This window comes from Vibrio sp. ED002 (genome assembly GCF_023277445.1).
In the GTDB taxonomy this organism is placed as follows: domain Bacteria; phylum Pseudomonadota; class Gammaproteobacteria; order Enterobacterales; family Vibrionaceae; genus Vibrio; species Vibrio jasicida.
The window spans coordinates 1,753,753-1,772,355 of record NZ_CP080238.1 but is presented as its reverse complement, the minus strand read 5'-3'; the positions used below and the strand labels follow the sequence as shown (position 1 = coordinate 1,772,355).

The 18,603-nt window shown below is 45.4% G+C and carries 17 protein-coding genes; 16 read left to right on the top strand and 1 reads right to left on the bottom strand.

Going from position 1 to position 18,603, the window contains the following annotated elements; translation table 11 throughout:
* The first annotated feature begins 10 nt into the window (after positions 1–10).
* From fdx to ITG12_RS08120, 14 genes are all read left to right on the top strand, one after another.
* Positions 11–349: an ISC system 2Fe-2S type ferredoxin gene (fdx, locus tag ITG12_RS08185; protein WP_005424889.1), complete on the top strand. Its 339-nt coding sequence runs from the start codon at positions 11–13 to the stop codon at positions 347–349.
* A gap of 47 nt (positions 350–396) precedes the next feature.
* Entirely contained in the window at positions 397–591 is a 195-nt protein-coding gene (gene iscX / locus ITG12_RS08180) for a Fe-S cluster assembly protein IscX (RefSeq protein WP_038869586.1), read from the top strand.
* 171 nt (positions 592–762) lie between these two features.
* On the top strand, positions 763–2,061 hold the full coding sequence (pepB, locus tag ITG12_RS08175) for an aminopeptidase PepB (RefSeq protein ID WP_038869587.1): 1,299 nt from the start codon (positions 763–765) through the stop codon (positions 2,059–2,061).
* 99 nt (positions 2,062–2,160) lie between these two features.
* Positions 2,161–2,586 carry a nucleoside-diphosphate kinase gene (ndk, locus tag ITG12_RS08170; protein ID WP_038869590.1) on the top strand — a complete coding sequence of 142 codons (426 nt, stop codon included), beginning with the start codon at positions 2,161–2,163 and terminating at the stop codon, positions 2,584–2,586.
* Between the two features lie 210 nt (positions 2,587–2,796).
* Positions 2,797–3,924, top strand: a complete 1,128-nt coding sequence (locus tag ITG12_RS08165; protein WP_038869592.1) for a bifunctional tRNA (adenosine(37)-C2)-methyltransferase TrmG/ribosomal RNA large subunit methyltransferase RlmN — start codon at positions 2,797–2,799, stop codon at positions 3,922–3,924.
* A gap of 413 nt (positions 3,925–4,337) precedes the next feature.
* On the top strand, positions 4,338–5,294 hold the full coding sequence (gene rodZ, locus ITG12_RS08160) for a cytoskeleton protein RodZ (RefSeq protein WP_038869593.1): 957 nt from the start codon (positions 4,338–4,340) through the stop codon (positions 5,292–5,294).
* A gap of 5 nt (positions 5,295–5,299) precedes the next feature.
* On the top strand, positions 5,300–6,418 hold the full coding sequence (ispG, locus tag ITG12_RS08155; RefSeq protein WP_038881777.1) for a flavodoxin-dependent (E)-4-hydroxy-3-methylbut-2-enyl-diphosphate synthase: 1,119 nt from the start codon (positions 5,300–5,302) through the stop codon (positions 6,416–6,418).
* Between the two features lie 55 nt (positions 6,419–6,473).
* Positions 6,474–7,742 carry a histidine--tRNA ligase gene (gene hisS / locus ITG12_RS08150; RefSeq protein WP_038881776.1) on the top strand — a complete coding sequence of 423 codons (1,269 nt, stop codon included), beginning with the start codon at positions 6,474–6,476 and terminating at the stop codon, positions 7,740–7,742.
* A gap of 125 nt (positions 7,743–7,867) precedes the next feature.
* The gene (locus ITG12_RS08145; RefSeq protein WP_038869596.1) at positions 7,868–8,482 is read left to right on the top strand and encodes a YfgM family protein; all 615 of its coding nucleotides are present in this window, start codon (positions 7,868–7,870) and stop codon (positions 8,480–8,482) included.
* Positions 8,483–8,494: 12 nt separating this feature from the next.
* Entirely contained in the window at positions 8,495–9,655 is a 1,161-nt protein-coding gene (bamB, locus tag ITG12_RS08140) for an outer membrane protein assembly factor BamB (RefSeq protein ID WP_038881775.1), read from the top strand.
* Between the two features lie 181 nt (positions 9,656–9,836).
* On the top strand, positions 9,837–11,333 hold the full coding sequence (der, locus tag ITG12_RS08135; RefSeq protein ID WP_038869600.1) for a ribosome biogenesis GTPase Der: 1,497 nt from the start codon (positions 9,837–9,839) through the stop codon (positions 11,331–11,333).
* Between the two features lie 79 nt (positions 11,334–11,412).
* Positions 11,413–12,282 (top strand): metal-dependent hydrolase, encoded by an 870-nt coding sequence (locus tag ITG12_RS08130; RefSeq protein ID WP_038881774.1) that lies wholly within the window; start codon positions 11,413–11,415, stop codon positions 12,280–12,282.
* Positions 12,283–12,578: 296 nt separating this feature from the next.
* A complete protein-coding gene (locus ITG12_RS08125) occupies positions 12,579–13,583 on the top strand; it encodes a sensor domain-containing diguanylate cyclase (protein ID WP_038881772.1) in 1,005 nt (334 codons plus the stop codon).
* A gap of 71 nt (positions 13,584–13,654) precedes the next feature.
* Positions 13,655–13,879, top strand: coding sequence for a zinc ribbon domain-containing protein (locus ITG12_RS08120; RefSeq protein WP_033006191.1), 225 nt, complete (start codon positions 13,655–13,657; stop codon positions 13,877–13,879).
* On the opposite strand, the gene xseA is transcribed toward ITG12_RS08120, so the two are convergent.
* Positions 13,876–15,207 (bottom strand): exodeoxyribonuclease VII large subunit, encoded by a 1,332-nt coding sequence (gene xseA / locus ITG12_RS08115; protein ID WP_038881771.1) that lies wholly within the window; start codon positions 15,205–15,207, stop codon positions 13,876–13,878. The two genes, ITG12_RS08120 and xseA, sit on opposite strands and share 4 nt — an antisense overlap.
* A gap of 232 nt (positions 15,208–15,439) precedes the next feature.
* On the opposite strand from xseA, the gene guaB reads away from it, so the two are divergent.
* Together guaB and guaA are read left to right on the top strand one after the other, a co-directional pair.
* Positions 15,440–16,903: an IMP dehydrogenase gene (gene guaB / locus ITG12_RS08110; RefSeq protein ID WP_038881770.1), complete on the top strand. Its 1,464-nt coding sequence runs from the start codon at positions 15,440–15,442 to the stop codon at positions 16,901–16,903.
* 126 nt (positions 16,904–17,029) lie between these two features.
* The gene (gene guaA, locus ITG12_RS08105) at positions 17,030–18,583 is read left to right on the top strand and encodes a glutamine-hydrolyzing GMP synthase (RefSeq protein ID WP_039977093.1); all 1,554 of its coding nucleotides are present in this window, start codon (positions 17,030–17,032) and stop codon (positions 18,581–18,583) included.
* The last annotated feature ends 20 nt before the right edge of the window (positions 18,584–18,603 follow it).

Below are 18,603 nucleotides of genomic sequence, written 5' to 3'. Positions count from 1 at the left end.
ATAAGTAGTTATGCCTAAGATTATTGTATTACCGCACGAAGATTTGTGCCCAGAAGGTGCAGTGTTGGAAGCAAACACTGGTGACACCGTTCTAGATGTAGCACTGAAAAACGGTATCGGTATTGAACACGCATGTGAAAAGTCATGTGCTTGTACAACTTGCCACGTGATCATTCGTGAAGGTTTTGATTCACTAGAAGAGAGTGAAGAACTAGAAGACGATATGCTAGATAAAGCATGGGGTCTGGAACCAGAATCTCGCTTAGGTTGCCAAGCGAAGGTCGCTGATGAAGATTTGGTTGTTGAGATTCCGAAATACACGTTGAACCACGCGTCAGAAGATCACTAATACTATCTCCCCAATAATATAGGGGCGAAGCAAAAGGAAGATGAGCAATGAAATGGACAGATTCTCGCGACATCGCGATTGAGCTTTGTGACAAGTTTCCTGATACGGATCCTAAAACGGTACGTTTTACGGATTTGCATCAATGGATCACTGAATTGGAAGAGTTTGACGATGAACCAAACCGTTCTAATGAAAAGATCCTAGAAGCCGTTATCTTGTGCTGGATGGATGAAGCTGACTAATACTCGATTCGGCGGTAAAACGCAGCAGAGTTAACAATTCTCACTAAAAAAAGCGGACCTCAAGGTCCGTTTTTTTATCAAGTTGACATTTTTACCCTACATAATGCTAACATCCGTTAGTTATTAAAAAGAAGAGGCGTAGGCAACGCCGTTATAAGACAAGGAGAAACCATGTCTACACAGATGTCTGTATTTCTAAGCCAAGAACCAGCGGCACCACATTGGGGCGACAAAGCATTGCTTTCTTTCGCTGAAAATGGCGCAACGATTCACCTAGGTGAAGGGCATGATCTTGGCGCAGTCCAACGTGCAGCTCGTCAACTAGATGGCCAAGGAATTCGTTCAATTCTACTTGCTGGTGATAACTGGGATGTTGAAAGCGTTTGGGCTTTCCACCAAGGTTACCGCAACCCGAAAAAACACGGCACACTAGAGTGGATTGCTCTGTCTGAAAAAGACCAAGCTGAGCTTCATGCTCGCATCACTGCAACCGACTTTACTCGTGACATTATCAACAAAACAGCAGAAGAAGTTGCCCCTCGTCAACTGGCAACCATGGCTGCGGAATTCATCAAATCTGTTGCGCCTCAAGGTACAGTTACTGCTCGTATCGTAAAAGATAAAGACCTACTGTCGGAAGGCTGGGAAGGTATCTACGCAGTGGGTCGTGGTTCTGAGCGAACGTCAGCAATGCTGCAACTTGACTACAATCCAACAGGTGATGAAAACGCACCGGTATTTGCATGTTTAGTTGGTAAAGGCATTACATTTGACTCAGGCGGTTACAGCTTGAAGCCATCAAACTTCATGACGGCAATGAAGGCTGATATGGGCGGTTCAGGTACGATTACTGGTGGTCTTGGTCTCGCTATTCTTCGTGGTCTGAACAAGCGTGTGAAGCTGATTCTTTGTTGTGCTGAGAACATGGTATCTGGTCGTGCGCTTAAACTTGGCGACATCATCACCTACAAAAACGGTAAGACGGTTGAGATCATGAACACCGACGCCGAAGGGCGCTTGGTACTTGCTGATGGTCTTATTTACGCAAGTGAGCAAACCCCAGAGCTCATCATTGACTGTGCAACGCTGACAGGCGCAGCGAAGAACGCACTAGGTAATGATTACCATGCGCTAATGAGTTTTGATGACGAGCTTTCTCATCAAGCGCTAACGGCCGCGAACCAAGAGAAAGAAGGTCTGTGGCCACTACCTCTTGCTGATTTCCACCGTGGCATGCTGCCATCAAACTTTGCTGACCTGTCTAACATCAGTTCTGGTGATTACTCTCCTGGTGCGAGCACTGCCGCGGCATTCTTGTCTTACTTCGTTGAAGATTACAAGAAAGGTTGGTTGCATTTTGATTGCGCGGGTACCTACCGTAAGTCAGCGTCAGATAAATGGTCTGCTGGTGCGACAGGTATGGGGGTTCGTACTCTTGCCCGTTTCCTAAACGAACAAGCCACGAAATAAGACTTTTACCAGTGCAGACTTTTGTCTGTACTGGTATAACTAAGAGAGACGCAAGTCCCTCATATAAAACTATTATTACAAGTACAAAAAGGAAACTTTATGGCTCTAGAAAGAACGTTTTCAATTGTTAAGCCCGACGCTGTAGAACGCAATCTGATTGGTGAGATCTACCACCGCATTGAAAAAGCTGGTCTACGCATCGTTGCTGCAAAAATGGTTCATCTGACAGAAGAACAGGCGAGCGGTTTTTACGCAGAACATGAAGGCAAACCTTTTTTCCCTGCACTGAAAGAGTTCATGACATCTGGTCCTATCATGGTTCAGGTTTTGGAAGGTGAAGATGCAATCGCTCGTTACCGTGAGCTAATGGGGAAAACAAATCCAGAAGAAGCGGCATGTGGCACTATCCGTGCAGACTACGCACTTAGTATGCGTTACAACTCTGTTCATGGCTCAGACAGCCCTACATCTGCAGCTCGTGAGATTGAATTCTTCTTCCCTGAGTCAGAGATTTGCCCGCGTTAATCTTGTTCTAATATGAATGTTGAGCCTCGGAATTTTCCGGGGCTTTTTATTATCGAAAATTGACTGAGAACTGATCACACCTATTGTCTAAAATTTAATCTATAGGATTTTAATGCCTTAGCAAACTCAGGGTCTTAGAACCCTTGTTGTAGCTGCATAAAGGCTGTACAATTCGCGCCCTTATTCTTGTTTCAGTCATTGAGAGGCAACATGACCACTGAAAAAATCAATCTACTCGACTTTGATCGCAAAGGCATGCGTCAATTTTTCGCGGAAGAGCTAGGCGAAAAAGCGTTCCGTGCGGATCAGGTTATGAAGTGGATCTACCATTTCGGTGTTGATGACTTCGATAACATGACGAACATCAACAAGAAGCTACGTGAAAAACTGCAACACAAGTGCGAAATCAAAGCACCAACGGTAGCAGAAGCTCAGCACTCTTCAGACGGCACAATCAAGTGGGCGATGAAGGTGGGTGATCAGGACGTAGAAACGGTTTATATCCCAGAAGAAGATCGTGCGACATTATGTGTATCGTCTCAGGTAGGTTGTGCGCTGGAATGTAAGTTCTGTTCAACTGCTCAACAGGGTTTCAACCGTAACCTAAAAGTATCTGAAATCATTGGTCAGGTATGGCGTGCTGCGCGCGAAGTTGGTTTGCAAAAAGAAACCGGTCGTCGCCCAATCACTAACGTGGTAATGATGGGCATGGGTGAGCCTCTTCTAAACATGAAGAACCTTATCCCTGCGCTTGAAATCATGCTTGATGATCTTGGCTTTGGCTTGTCTAAACGTCGTGTCACCGTATCTACTTCTGGTGTGGTTTCTGGTCTTGATCAGATGACGGGTAAAATTGACGTCGCATTGGCGATCTCTCTACACGCGCCAAATGATGAACTGCGTAGCCAAATTATGCCGATCAACGACCGTTGGGACATTCAAGATTTCCTTGCATCCGTTCGTCGTTACATCGCTTCATCGAATGCTAATCGCGGAAAAGTAACCGTTGAGTACGTACTACTTGATCATGTGAATGATGATATGGACCACGCTCGTGAACTTGCGGAACTCATGAAAGATACGCCATGTAAGATCAACCTGATTCCGTTTAACCCGTATCCAGGTTCTCCTTACAAAAAACCAAGTAACTCACGCATCGACCGTTTCCAGAAAACATTGATGCAATACGAACACACGGTAACGGTTCGTAAAACGCGTGGTGATGATATCGATGCCGCATGCGGGCAGTTAGTTGGTGATGTTATTGACCGCACCAAACGTACAGCATCTCTAAAAGCTGCGCGTGGTGCAGAAACCATCGACGTAAAAGCAGTATAAGTTGTAACAAATTCTTGAATAGCCAGAGCCTTATGCTCTGGCTATTTTGTTTGTAATATCTACACTGTATCCTTATAGACACAGCGTTGTGAGTAGAAATATTACTTAGCTGTGTCAATTTTTGGACAAAAGCTTGAGCTATCTGTTAATTTGAGAGCAAAGAGTTTTTGTCTTCCTTATACATTCGCTTATCATGGTGAGCGAAATATAACAAAGACACTGACTATTCTCAGTATTCTCTCAATTACGTTTGCTGATTCATTGCAAGCGAGCATTCATACTCCGAACACTGAGAATTTCTAAAAGATTATTTTGGTTAACGCGTTTAGGCTAGCTATCTTTAAGTGAGGCTTAAGAACAAAAACGAAAATAAATAACTGTGTTAGCCACCAAACAGATTAAATACCGCCATTATGACAGAACACGAAAACACCAATGAAGTCCCGCTTTCTATGGAAGCTGGCACGTTACTAAAAAACAAACGCGAATCTCTAGGGATGACTCAGAAGCATGTTGCTGATCGCCTAAGACTTCGCGTTTCTGTTATTGAAGATATTGAAAGTAATCGATTTGAAGCACAGCAAGTTACTACGTTTACTCGTGGTTACTTACGTTCTTATGCAAAGCTTGTTGGGCTTGATGAAAAGATTGTTTTGGCAGCTTTAGAGCAAACTTCTGAAGTTCACGTTAAGCCACAAGAAACAGAGATGCAAAGTTTCTCTCGTAAAACCAAACACGAGAAACACAATAGCCGAATTATGCTGCTCACATGGGCGATTGCGATTGTGATTACTGGTATCTCTGGCGCTTGGTGGTGGCAGAACCAGCAAGAAAACAGCCTTGCTCAAGTTGTGACAGAATCAAGTTCAGAAACGGAACAAACAGCGGACGATGCTGATATCGATCTAATGAGTGCCGATGAACTTATCGCAAGCACGCCTGCGGAAGTTGCGCCAGTGGTAGAAGTTGCTGAAGCCGTTTCATCTGCTGACGAGACGGTAAGTAAAGCAGAAAGCGCGGTAGCAACAACTGAAGAAACGATGACAGAAGCTGTGGCAGAAGAGCCTGTTGCGGTCATCGAAGATGCTCAAGCAACTCAAGAACCAATGACGCCTGTTGTGCCAGAGGGCATGACGTTATTAACCATGAAGTTTAAAGCAGACTGCTGGATTCAGGTTAAGGACTCGAATGGCAAAACGCTAGTAAGCGGGACCCGTAAACCGGGTCAAGACGTAGAACTTGCCGGAAAAGCACCTTTTAAAGTGATATTAGGCGCACCAGAAGGCGTAACCATGACATTTGCAAGTGAACCTGTCGACCTTTCTGGGTATACTTCAGGCAAAGTCGCTAGATTCACTTTACCGTTATAAATATTATGCAACACGAATCTCCAATTATTCGTCGTAAATCGACGCGTATTTATGTGGGTGATGTGCCAATTGGTGATGGTGCACCGATTGCTGTACAGTCAATGACAAACACTCGCACGACTGATGTGGAAGCTACAGTCGAACAAATCCGAGCATTAGAAAAAGTGGGTGCAGACATTGTACGTGTTTCTGTTCCTACTATGGATGCAGCGGAAGCTTTTAAGCTCATCAAACAGCAAGTGTCTGTGCCGTTAGTTGCGGACATTCACTTTGACTACCGTATCGCCCTGAAAGTGGCAGAGTACGGTGTTGATTGTTTGCGTATCAACCCAGGTAACATCGGAAACGAAGAGCGTATTCGCTCTGTTGTTGATTGTGCCCGTGACAAAAACATCCCTATCCGTATTGGTGTAAACGGTGGTTCTTTGGAAAAAGATCTGCAAATGAAATACGGTGAGCCAACGCCAGAGGCATTGGTCGAGTCGGCGATGCGTCACGTGGATCATCTAGACCGTCTTAACTTTGACCAGTTCAAAGTCAGTGTGAAAGCGTCAGATGTGTTCCTAGCGGTGGATTCATACCGTCTATTGGCAAAACAGATTGACCAGCCACTACACCTAGGTATCACCGAAGCCGGTGGTGCAAGAGCTGGTGCTGTTAAGTCATCGGTTGGTCTTGGTATGCTTTTGGCTGAAGGCATCGGTGATACGTTACGTATCTCATTGGCGGCAGATCCAGTAGAAGAGATCAAAGTTGGCTTTGATATTCTTAAGTCTCTGCGTATTCGCTCACGTGGCATCAACTTTATTGCTTGTCCAAGCTGTTCACGTCAGGAGTTCGACGTGATTAACACAGTTAACGCATTGGAAGAGCGTCTAGAAGACATCATCACACCTATGGATGTGTCTATCATCGGTTGTGTCGTAAACGGTCCAGGTGAAGCTGAGGTTTCACACCTAGGTCTAGCTGGCAGCAATAAGAAGAGCGCATTCTACGAAGACGGCAAACGTCAGAAAGAGCGTTTTGACAACGATGATCTAGTGAATCAGCTAGAAGCGAAAATCCGTGCGAAAGCGTCTGTATTAGACCAAGCTAACCGCATCGATATCAAACAAGAAGATTAATCTCATAGCTTGAGCACGCTAAGTGTGCTCGGGTTACTAAGCGACGGTAATAATTGTGGCAAAGAAAATCCAAGCAATCCGAGGCATGAACGACTGCCTTCCAACTCAGTCTCCGCTGTGGCAGAAACTTGAAAACGCAGTAAAAAGTACCGTGAGTGCATACGGCTACAACGAAGTGCGCATGCCAATCGTTGAAGAAACAAACCTATTCAGCCGCGCGGTTGGTGAAGAGACAGACGTCGTTTCAAAAGAAATGTACACCTTTGATGATCGTAACGGAGACAGCCTAACACTTCGCCCTGAAGGTACAGCGGGCTGTGTACGTGCATGTATTCAAAATAGCCTGATCAACCGTGACGAACAACGTCTATGGTACATGGGACCAATGTTCCGCCATGAACGCCCGCAGAAAGGTCGTTACCGTCAATTCCACCAGTGTGGTGTTGAGGTGTTCGGTCTAAATGGTCCAGATGTTGATGCTGAGCTTATCATGATGACAGCACGTCTATGGCGTGAGCTGGGTATCCATGAACATGTTCGTCTTGAGCTTAACTCTATCGGTTCTCAAGAAGATCGCGCAGACTACCGCACGGCACTGGTTGCGTTCCTTGAGCAACATATCGATGTGCTAGACGAAGATTGTAAGCGTCGTATGCACACGAACCCACTGCGAGTTCTGGATACGAAGAACCCTGACGTTCAGGCTATTTTAGGCGATGCACCTCGTCTTTCTGAGTACTTAGGTGAAGAATCTAAAGCACACTTCGCAGGTCTATGTGAACTTTTAGACGCTGCAGGTATCGAATACACAGTTAACGAGCGTCTAGTTCGTGGTCTGGATTACTACAATCGTACGGTGTTTGAGTGGATCACTGAGAGCTTAGGTGCTCAAGGCACAGTATGTGGCGGTGGTCGTTACGATGGCCTTGTAGAACAATTAGGTGGCAGTGCAACACCAGCAGTTGGTTTTGCAATGGGTCTAGAGCGTCTTGTTTTGATGCTAGAAACACTAGAGCTAACAGATGTTCGTCGAAGTGTTGATGTTTACGTAGTGACAGCTGGCGAAGGCACAATGATGGTAGGCATGAAGCTAGCAGAACAGCTTCGTGAAGCTGTTCCTGGTGTTCGTGTGATGAATCACTTCGGTGGTGGTAACTTCAAGAAACAGTTTAAACGCGCAGACAAAGTCGGTGCTGTTGTAGCATTAGTGCTGGGCGAAAACGAAGTTGCGGATAATACCGTAGTACTAAAAGATTTGGTTGGTGGTGAGCAAGAGACTTACAATCAAGCAGAAGTTGCTGAGAAGATCGCAGCACTTATCTAAGTCTTTTAATAAGCTAAAGATTATATCCTAATTTGTAATAACGAGGCTCCCAAGATAGGAGCCTTTCGACGAATAGGAGCAATGGTAGCCCTTGCTGCCATTTACATGTTTTAAGAGGACAGGAAGTGGAACTTTACGATACTGAAGAACAACAAGTTGAAGCCATTAAAGACTGGTGGAAGGAAAACGGCAAAGCCGTCATCATCGGTGCGGTTGTTGGTTTAGGTGGTCTATTTGGCTGGCGTTACTATCAGGATTCTGTCGTTCAGGCGAGTGAAGCAGCTTCTCAAAGCTACACAACAGCGATGAATGCTTTGCAAACGAAAGGCGCAGATGCTCAAACAGATATTCAAGCGTTCATTGATTCAAACAAAGTGAAAGAGTACTCAGTACTTGCTGCACTTCAATTAGCAAAAGTTCAGGTTGATGCAAAAGATCTTGCCGCTGCGCTTGAGCAATTGAAATGGGCTCAAAGCAACACGAAAGATGCCGCGCTAACTCCACTTATCAGCTACCGTATTGCGCGCATTGAAGCGGAAATGGGCAACTTTGACGCAGCAAATGCTGAGCTAAGCAAAGTAACAGATGCAGCATGGACTGGTCGTATTGCAGAACTTCGTGGTGATATCGCACTTCGTCAAGGTGACAAAGAAGCGGCATACGCAGCTTACACGGAAGCTCAGCAAGCAGCAGATGCTAGCCCGACGCTACAAATGAAATTGGACGATCTGGCGAAATAAGGACCGCATTGGATGAAAAGAGTCTTTAAGAAAGCCTTGTTAGGGGCATTAACAGTGGGAATTCTTGCCGGTTGTGCTAGCGAGGAAGACACCATTGTTATGGCTCCACTGCCTCAGGTAGATAGCCAGTTCACACCAAGCAGTGAATGGAGTACATCAATTGGAGATGGCGTAGGTCATTACTTCTCTAAGCTGTCTCCTGTCATGGCCAATGACACTCTGTTTGTTGCTAGTCGTGATGGTTTAGTTAAAGCATTGGACCCAGAAAACGGCAAGCAGAAGTGGCAAGTAAATCTAGAAGAAGATGTGATTGCTCGTCTTTCTGGCGGTATTACAGCGGCTTACGAAAATCTTTATATTGGTTCTGAAAACGGTGAAGTGATCGCGCTTGACCAAGACACTGGTGACGTGATTTGGCGTATTGAAGTTGGCGGTGAAGTATTGGCGAAGCCAATCGCAGACTCAGGTTTGATCATCGTTAATACTAGCCGTGGCACTCTCATTGCGCTTGACGAAAGCACTGGTGAGCAACGTTGGGCACTGAGCACTGAAGTTCCAAACCTAACCTTGCGTGGCGATAGCACACCAACTGCAATCGGTGGTGGTGTATTCTGGGGTACAGCGAATGGACGTCTTGCGGCGGCAATCGTTGAACGAGGTCAGTTGATTTGGCAACAGCCAGTTGGAACACCAAAAGGCGCAACTGAGATTGATCGTCTGGTTGACGTAGATTCTTCTCCTATCGTTCTTGGCGGTACTCTTTTCACTGTTGGTTACAACGGTCAGTTGATTGCTATCGACTTGCGCAGCGCAAACCCAATTTGGAAACGTAACTACTCATCAGCCACAGATATTGCGACAGATGGTAGTCGTATCTTTGTGATTACAGAGAAAGATCATGTGGTCGCTGTTGATGCTCGTAGTGGTACTGAGCTTTGGGAAAACAGCAAGCTTGAGTACCGCCAGCTAACAGCACCTGTCCTTGTTGATAACTATCTTGTTGTTGGTGATACATTGGGTTACTTGCACTGGATGGATCGTTCAACGGGTGAGTTCGTCGCACAACAGTTTGTCGATGACAGTGGTTTCGCTGTAGGGCCAACCTTGTTGTCAGATGGTTACGTGATTACCACTCGCAATGGCGATGTAAAGAAACTAACCATTAACGAATAATATCGTGATATAATTCACATTCGGCTCCTGGCTGGTAACAGTTAGGGGCCGTTTTGTTGTTTGAAATTATTATTTATTAACAGTTATTCCTGACGTGGTTATAGGTAAAAAGCTGGTTTGATTTGGCATTAGGCAAGTCGTTACCTATAACTACAGAAGAAAGATTATTGTAGAGGTTGTTATGGTACCTGTTGTTGCTCTTGTGGGGCGTCCAAACGTAGGTAAATCTACGCTATTTAACCGATTGACTCGTACTCGTGATGCGTTGGTTGCGGACTTCCCTGGCCTAACGCGTGACCGTAAATATGGCCAAGCTCGCCTTGGTGAGGAACACGAATTCATCGTTATTGATACCGGTGGTATTGATGGTACGGAAGAAGGCGTAGAAACAAAGATGGCAGAACAATCGTTAGCGGCTATTGATGAAGCTGACGTAGTGCTGTTCCTTGTTGACGGTCGTGCTGGACTAACACCATCGGATGAAGCGATTGCTGCGCATCTGCGTAAAATCGAAAAGCCAGCGATGTTGGTAGTAAACAAAATCGATGGTATTGATGCTGACGCCGCATGTGCCGATTTCTGGCAACTTGGTGTTGACGATATGTACCAAATCGCTGCGGCACACGGTCGTGGTGTAACGGCATTGCTAGAGCGTGCATTAGCGCCATTTTTCGATGATCTACTGGCAAGTGAATCTGAAGAAGGTGAGATTGAAGATCTGACTGAATTCGAAGATGAAGAGTTAGCGATCGAAGATTACACCGAAGAAGACGCAGAAGCTGAGTTCAAACGTTTGCAAGACCAGCCAATCAAACTGGCAATTATTGGTCGTCCAAACGTAGGTAAATCAACGCTGACTAACCGTATTCTTGGTGAAGAACGTGTAGTGGTATATGACATGCCAGGAACCACTCGTGACTCTATCTACATTCCAATGGAACGTGATGGTCGTGAGTATGTGCTGATCGATACTGCGGGCGTACGTCGTCGTGGTCGTATCAACGAAACAGTAGAAAAATTCTCTGTTGTTAAAACGCTGAAAGCCGTAGAAGATGCAAACGTGGTTCTATTGGTTATCGACGCGCGTGAAAACATTTCTGACCAAGATCTTAGCCTACTTGGCTTCGCACTGAATGCTGGTCGTTCAATCGTACTAGCAGTAAACAAGTGGGACGGTCTGGATAACGATGTAAAAGAGAATGTGAAGAAAGAACTCGATCGCCGTTTAGGCTTCGTTGATTTTGCACGTATTCACTTTATCTCTGCATTGCACGGTACTGGCGTTGGTCACTTGTTCGAGTCGATTCAAGAAGCTTACAAGTCGGCAACGACACGTGTAGGTACATCTGTTCTTACTCGTATCATGAAGATGGCAACAGACGATCACCAACCGCCTATGGTTCGTGGCCGTCGTATTAAGCTTAAATACGCACACGCGGGTGGTTACAACCCACCAATCGTGGTTGTTCACGGTAACATGGTTCGCGATCTACCTGATTCGTACAAACGTTACTTGATGAACTACTTCCGTAAGTCTCTGGAAATCATGGGTACACCAATCCGTATTAACTTCCAGAACAGCGATAACCCGTACGAAAACCGTGGTGGCAAGCTGACTCTTTCTCAAGAGCGTAAGCGCAAACGTATGATGTCTGCAGTGAAGAACCGCAACAAGTAATCGCCTAAGATTTTATGAATACCCAAGTTTCGACTTGGGTATTTTTTTATTCGAAGCTTTCATAAGAAGTAATCAACACATGACAATCACAGCAACCAAGACGCGTTTCTGTCACCAAACTTGGCAGTTAGAGGCGCACGTACAATTTGTTCAATCTACATCAGAAGCTACCCATGTTGTTACTGATGTCACGCCTTTTCATCCAGTCAGCCATATTTGGCCAGATCATCCAGCGGATAAAGGCACACTAACTATAAAAGGCATGAAGTTTGAAGTGGTTGACTGCCAAGTTGGTGCTGTAGAACTAGCAAGCGGCGAGTTATATATTGGCCAAGCTATTCCGGTAAAACGTGATACGGAAGGGTGGGCGTTTGTTGTAGTGCATGTCTTGCCATTCACCGATACGTTTGATGCTGGTGATATTGCGTTGCTGGAAGTAGACAAAGAATACCAACTGTCTCTAAGTCGCGGTCATAGCGCAGGACACATCACATATCTTGCGCTCAATAAGGTGCTGGCGCAGAACTATTGGCGTAAAGATGCTGACCGTAAAGACCCGCATGGTAACTACGATTTCAATAGCTATGCGCAAGAAACCAGTTTTGTCACCCAAGACAAATGTCTGGATACGTATCGTTTAGGCAAAACACTCCGCAAAAGGGGTTTAAACAGTGCAGATATGCTGTCTGACCTGAAAAGTATCGAACAACAGGTGAATGTTCTGTTGGGGGATTGGTTAAAAAGAGACGCTGCGATCACTGTTGATTGCCATGGGGAACACCTCACGGACTCACGTTATTGGCAATGTGATTTAGGCGAAGGAGAAATCGCTGTCATCCCTTGTGGGGGAACGCATGCGAGTCATTTGAGTGACTTTGGTTCTATCCTAGTCACACTAGTGGAAATAGACTCACAAACTATCGAAATGCACACCGATGTAATACGCTAAATTTGGATTCTGATCTTTTTATTAAATCCTGTTATCGTGGTTTTTGGTTCGAAAGTGTAGTTTTTAGTTCTGAATAAAATTGAGGGACAGAATATGTAACTTATGCTTTCGGTATGTGGTTATATAAATATTCTTTTAAGGGGTGATCGCTGATCAAAGGGGAAATATCCGAAGATCAGTATGTGATCTTTTATAGTGTCGCGTGCGCATAATGTGAGTTAGCTACCTGTGTAATATTAATAGATTTATTATATTCCTAGCTAACAAACATAATAACAATGTGAATACGCAGTACGATGGATAAAGATAGACTGTTAGATGCTCACCGAGCAGTCAATCGTCTTTTAGGTAAGCTTGCTCTTGGGATGAGTCGCGATAAACTTAATCATGAAGTGATTGAGTTAAGTGAACATTTGTTCGGAAAGAGGCAAGCTTCAATATTACGATTACAGCCAGATACAAACACACTTCATTTAGAGTTTGCCCCGCATTTGCCTGATTTTTATAACCAAGCGATTGAAGGCGTTCCTATTGGACCTGATATTGGTTCTTGTGGGGCTGCCGCATTTTTAAAGCAAACCGTTGTAGTGAGTGATATTGATCATCATGTTAACTGGGCGGCTTTTCTTAAACTTACTCAGCAGGCTCAACTCCGGGCTTGTTGGTCTGTCCCTATTATTGCTTCCGATGGTCATGTGCTTGGTACATTCGCGGTCTACAGTACTGAGCCGTCAACACCGCACCCTTATGAAATTGAAGTACTAGAAATGCTTGCGGCTTTGTATGCGATTGCATTGGAGAAGTTTCGCCTGGAAGAGCAGCTCCACTTTCATGCAAGTCGAGATTCATTAACTCACTGCTTCAATCGTCGAGCTTTGTTGGCCGAGGTTGACCACAAAGTGAATGGTGAATGTGGGCGGAATGCCGTTGTCGGTTGCTTTTTTGTCGATATCGATGAATTTAAGTACATCAACGATCGTTTTGGTCATGAAGCGGGTGACCAAGTGCTTATTTTAGTGGCTGAGCATTTAAAGCAGGTCTTTCGTTCATGTTCAGTGATAGGGAGATATGGAGGGGATGAGTTTGTTGGCTTTAGCTGCTTTGCTGATGATCGCGCTTATCAAGAGTTTGGTATCCGTTTAGAAGCGGAGCTCAACCAAATCTGTCATTTAGAAGAATATTCAGTTAGGGCAAGTATTGGTTGGGCTTGTAGTTTAGCGAGTGAACGTGCAGTGTTAGAGCAGCTTATCCAACAAGCTGATGTGGTAATGTATCAAAACAAGCGTGCCAAACGAGCGTGATTAAGATCAAAGCACAAGATTGCCTTATGATTAAACTGTGAGTCAGTAAATAGAAGTTTTTAGGGGTAACCATGCAACCGAATATTTGCCCAACATGCGATATTGAGCTGGAGTGGACAGGTCAATACCACTGTAATCAATGTGAGTCGGATTATAAGAAAGTGGGATTTTGTCCAGATTGCGACGCTGAACTAGAAAAGCTACAAGCTTGTGGTGCGGCGAACTATTTCTGCAACAGTTGTAATGAACTCAAATCGAAATCACGTGTTCGATTTGAGTTTCAGAAAGTCAGTTAATTAACGGTTGAGCGAAGCTCACCATCAGATAAGCGGGTGACCAATACGTCGCCCGTTTTTACATCTTTCGCTTGAGTAACAACCTGACCTTGCTCAGTTTGAGTGATCGAGTAGCCACGTTTTAGCGTTGCCAGTGGGCTTACCGTATCTAGCTTCTCAGCCGCGATTGCCAGTTGATGGCGCATGGTTAGTAACTTACGGTCCATCGCATCCAGCAATTTTTGCTCAACTCGATCAAGCTTCGACTTCTGCTCAGCCAAGCGCTTTACTGGTGAGTTCAGTTGTAGGCGATGATGCTTACGCTCAACAGCTTGTTGGCGTGTAGTAATGAATCGTTGCATCGTGCGTTGTAGGCGCATCTCCAACTCATCAAGTTGTTGCGTCTGGCGTTGCAATTGATAGCTTGGGTGTTGGCGCTCTAAACGGTGTATAAGTTGAGCTGATTGCTGTTTTTGCTGCGCTAGGTAGTAACGCATTGCACTGGCTAGCTTATGTTGACGAGTCACCAAAGCTTGATCTTTGTGGCTGTTATCGCGGCTTACCAATTCAGCCGCCGCTGATGGAGTCGGCGCTCGCATGTCCGCTACAAAGTCGGCAATAGTTACGTCAACCTCATGACCAACTGCACTGATGATCGGAATTTGGCTTGCAGCAATCGTGCGAGCAAGAATTTCGTTGTTAAAGCACCAAAGGTCTTCTAACGAGCCGCCACCACGACCAACAATCAATACATCACATTCATCACGACTGTTTGCACGACCGATCGCTTGCGCAATTTGAATGGCCGCTTCTTCACCTTGCACCATGGTCGGGTAAACCACCACGGGTAGGGAAGGATCACGGCGTTTCAATACGTCTAAGATGTCGTACAGCGCTGCACCGGTTTTTGAGGTGATCACACCAACGCGTTTTGGGTGCTCAGGTAAAGGCTGCTTATTGGTTTGAGCAAACAAACCTTCTGCTGCCAATTTCATCTTAAGTGCTTCGAACTCTTGTTGCAGACGACCATCACCTTCAGGTTGCATGCTTTCAATGATCAATTGATAATCACCACGAGGCTCATACAGAGACAGACGTGCTTTAACTAATACTTGATTGCCGTTAGCAGGTTTGAAAGTGACGCGACGATTGTTACCACGGAACATGGCACATTTAACTTGAGCGCGAGAATCTTTAAGAGTGAGATACCAGTGACCAGAGACAGGAGCTGAGAAGTTGGATATCTCTCCGACAAGCCAGACGATCCCCATTTCGTTTTCAAGTAACAGGCGGACTTCCGCATTGAGTCGAGAAACAGTGAAGATGTTTTGATTGGTCTGGGAGAGCACAGCTAATTCCGTAGACGTGAGTATGGAAATTAGCGGCAATATAATACATATCAAGGGGGTAATTGCAAGAAAAAAATTAAAAAATTTGTGGTCAAGCGATTGCGTTAACCGTATAATCCCTCCGCAATATCTAATCCAAATGTAGCCAACAACCTAAAACTGGTTACCCTCATTATGCGAAACGATGAGATTGGATTGTTCTTTCTACTCCTCTAATTGTGAGATATTGCAAATGCTAAGAATTGCCAAAGAAGCGCTGACATTCGATGACGTACTACTCGTGCCAGCTCACTCCACTGTTCTCCCAAACACAGCTGATCTTCGCACTCAGCTGACTAAGAACATCACCCTAAACATCCCAATGATTTCAGCGTCTATGGACACTGTTACTGAAGCTCGTCTAGCTATCGCGCTAGCGCAAGAGGGTGGCATTGGCTTTATCCACAAAAACATGTCTATTGAGCAGCAAGCTGCTGAAGTTCGTAAAGTTAAGAAGTTCGAAGCTGGTGTCGTTTCTGACCCAGTAACGGTAAACCCTGAAGCGACAATCGCTGACGTGGTAGCTCTAACTGAAAAACACGGCTTCGCTGGTTTCCCTGTCATCACAGAGAACAACGAGCTTGTAGGCATTATCACTGGTCGTGATGTGCGCTTTGTTACTGACCTTTCTAAGAAAGTGTCGTCAGTAATGACAGCAAAAGAAAACCTTGCAGCAGTTAAAGAAGGTGCAACTCGTGAAGAAGTGCAAGAGAAGATGCACGAAGCACGCGTTGAAAAAGTACTGGTTGTGAATGATGATTTCCAACTAACCGGTATGATCACTGCGAAAGACTTCCATAAAGCAGAACGTAAACCAAACGCATGTAAAGATGAACGCGGTCGCCTACGTGTTGGCGCAGCTGTTGGTGCTGGCGCTGGTAACGAAGAGCGTGTTGCTGCTTTGGTTGAAGCTGGTGTTGACGTTCTACTTATCGACTCTTCACACGGTCACTCTGAAGGTGTACTAAACCGTATCCGCGAAACTCGTGTTGCTTACCCAGATCTAGACATCATCGGTGGTAACGTTGCGACGGGTGCTGGTGCTAAGGCTCTTATCGAAGCGGGTGTTAGCGCAGTTAAAGTTGGTATTGGCCCTGGTTCAATCTGTACAACTCGTATCGTAACGGGTGTTGGTGTTCCTCAAGTAACAGCAATCGCAGACGCAGCAGAAGTGGCGAATTCATTCGGCATTCCAGTTATCGCTGACGGCGGTATCCGTTTCTCTGGTGACATCTGTAAAGCAATCGTGGCTGGCGCATCTTGTGTGATGGTTGGTTCAATGTTCGCTGGTACAGAAGAAGCCCCTGGTGAAGTGATTCTTTACAACGGTCGTTCTTACAAGTCTTACCGTGGTATGGGTTCTCTTGGCGCGATGTCTCAAGGTTCATCTGACCGTTACTTCCAGTCTGACAATGCAGCAGACAAGCTAGTACCAGAAGGTATCGAAGGTCGTATCGCATACAAAGGTCGTCTAAAAGAAATCGTACACCAACAAATGGGTGGTCTACGTTCAAGCATGGGTCTTACTGGCTCTGCAACGATTGAAGATATGCGTACTAAAGCTGAATTTGTTCGTATCTCAGGTGCGGGCATGGCTGAATCACACGTACACGACGTTCAAATCACTAAGGAAGCTCCAAACTACCGTCGCGGTTAATTTTTACTGTTGTAAAAATAAAACCTATACACTCGACGTAAACGTTTGCTTTTTTCCTTGAAGCATTAATAAGAGGCGAGTACACTCGCCTCCGTTTTAATAACCTAGCTTATAAGACTGCTCAAAATGACTAAAAATATTCATGACCAACGTATTCTGATCTTGGACTTCGGTTCTCAGTACACTCAGCTAGTAGCGCGCCGTGTACGTGAAATCGGTGTTTACTGTGAACTGTGGAGCTGGGACGTTGAAGAAGCGGATATTCGTGAATTCAATCCAGACGGTATCATCCTATCTGGTGGTCCAGAAAGCGTAACGGAAGATAACTCTCCACGCGCTCCTCAATACGTATTTGACTCTGGTGTGCCAGTACTAGGTGTATGTTACGGCATGCAAACTATGGCTGAGCAGCTAGGTGGTAAAGTAGCGGGTTCTACTGAACGTGAATTCGGCTACGCACAAGTTAAAGTTTCTGGTGAATCTGCACTATTTAAAGATCTTGAGCTAACTCAAGACGTGTGGATGAGCCACGGTGACAAAGTAGTAGAAATTCCTGCTGACTTCGTGAAAGTCGGTGAGACAGACACATGTCCGTACGCTGCGATGGCGAACGAAGAGAAGAAATACTACGGCGTTCAGTTCCACCCAGAAGTAACGCACACGAAAGGCGGCCTACAAATGCTAGAGAACTTCGTTCTTGGCGTATGTGGCTGTGAGCGTCTATGGACTTCTGAATCTATCATCGAAGACGCGGTTGCTCGTATTAAAGAGCAAGTGGGTGACGACGAAGTTATCCTAGGTCTATCTGGTGGTGTGGATTCATCGGTAGTAGCGATGCTGGTTCACCGTGCAATCGGTGACAAGCTAACGTGTGTATTTGTAGATAACGGTTTGCTTCGTCTAAACGAAGGTCAACAAGTTATGGATATGTTTGGCGACAAGTTCGGCCTGAACATCATCAAAGTTGACGCAGAAGAGCGTTTCCTAAATGCATTAGAAGGCAAAGCGGATCCTGAAGAGAAGCGTAAGACAATCGGTCACGTATTCGTAGACGTATTCGATGAAGAGTCTAAGAAGCTGAAAAACGCGAAATGGCTAGCTCAAGGTACGATTTACCCTGACGTTATCGAATCTGCTGCATCTAAGACTGGTAAAGCGCACGTGATCAAATCACACCACAATGTGGGTGGTCTTCCAGATGACATGGAAATGGGTCTTGTTGAGCCACTTCGTGAGCTGTTCAAAGATGAAGTTCGTAAGATCGGCCTAGAGCTTGGTCTTCCATACAACATGCTTTACCGCCACCCATTCCCAGGTCCCGGTCTAGGTGTTCGTGTTCTTGGTGAAATCAAGAAAGAGTACTGTGACTTGCTACGTCGTGCAGACGCTATCTTCATTGAAGAGTTACACGCTGCGGACCTATACAACAAAGTATCTCAAGCGTTCACGGTATTCCTACCAGTTCGTTCTGTAGGTGTAATGGGCGACGGTCGTAAGTACGATTGGGTTGTCTCTCTACGTGCGGTAGAAACTATCGACTTTATGACTGCGCATTGGGCGCACCTACCATACGACTTCCTAGGTAAGGTTTCTAACCGTATCATCAACGAAGTTGAAGGTATTTCTCGCGTGGTTTACGACATCTCTGGTAAGCCACCAGCGACAATCGAATGGGAATAATATTCCCTTCATATTTGAAG

Coding starts and splice junctions, on each gene's coding strand:
- fdx (WP_005424889.1), top strand. CDS start 11: ATGCCTAAGATTATTGTATTACCGCACGAAGATTTGTGCCCAGAAGGT.
- iscX (WP_038869586.1), top strand. CDS start 397: ATGAAATGGACAGATTCTCGCGACATCGCGATTGAGCTTTGTGACAAG.
- pepB (WP_038869587.1), top strand. CDS start 763: ATGTCTACACAGATGTCTGTATTTCTAAGCCAAGAACCAGCGGCACCA.
- ndk (WP_038869590.1), top strand. CDS start 2,161: ATGGCTCTAGAAAGAACGTTTTCAATTGTTAAGCCCGACGCTGTAGAA.
- ITG12_RS08165 (WP_038869592.1), top strand. CDS start 2,797: ATGACCACTGAAAAAATCAATCTACTCGACTTTGATCGCAAAGGCATG.
- rodZ (WP_038869593.1), top strand. CDS start 4,338: ATGACAGAACACGAAAACACCAATGAAGTCCCGCTTTCTATGGAAGCT.
- ispG (WP_038881777.1), top strand. CDS start 5,300: ATGCAACACGAATCTCCAATTATTCGTCGTAAATCGACGCGTATTTAT.
- bamB (WP_038881775.1), top strand. CDS start 8,495: ATGAAAAGAGTCTTTAAGAAAGCCTTGTTAGGGGCATTAACAGTGGGA.
- der (WP_038869600.1), top strand. CDS start 9,837: ATGGTACCTGTTGTTGCTCTTGTGGGGCGTCCAAACGTAGGTAAATCT.
- ITG12_RS08130 (WP_038881774.1), top strand. CDS start 11,413: ATGACAATCACAGCAACCAAGACGCGTTTCTGTCACCAAACTTGGCAG.
- ITG12_RS08125 (WP_038881772.1), top strand. CDS start 12,579: ATGGATAAAGATAGACTGTTAGATGCTCACCGAGCAGTCAATCGTCTT.
- ITG12_RS08120 (WP_033006191.1), top strand. CDS start 13,655: ATGCAACCGAATATTTGCCCAACATGCGATATTGAGCTGGAGTGGACA.
- guaB (WP_038881770.1), top strand. CDS start 15,440: ATGCTAAGAATTGCCAAAGAAGCGCTGACATTCGATGACGTACTACTC.
- guaA (WP_039977093.1), top strand. CDS start 17,030: ATGACTAAAAATATTCATGACCAACGTATTCTGATCTTGGACTTCGGT.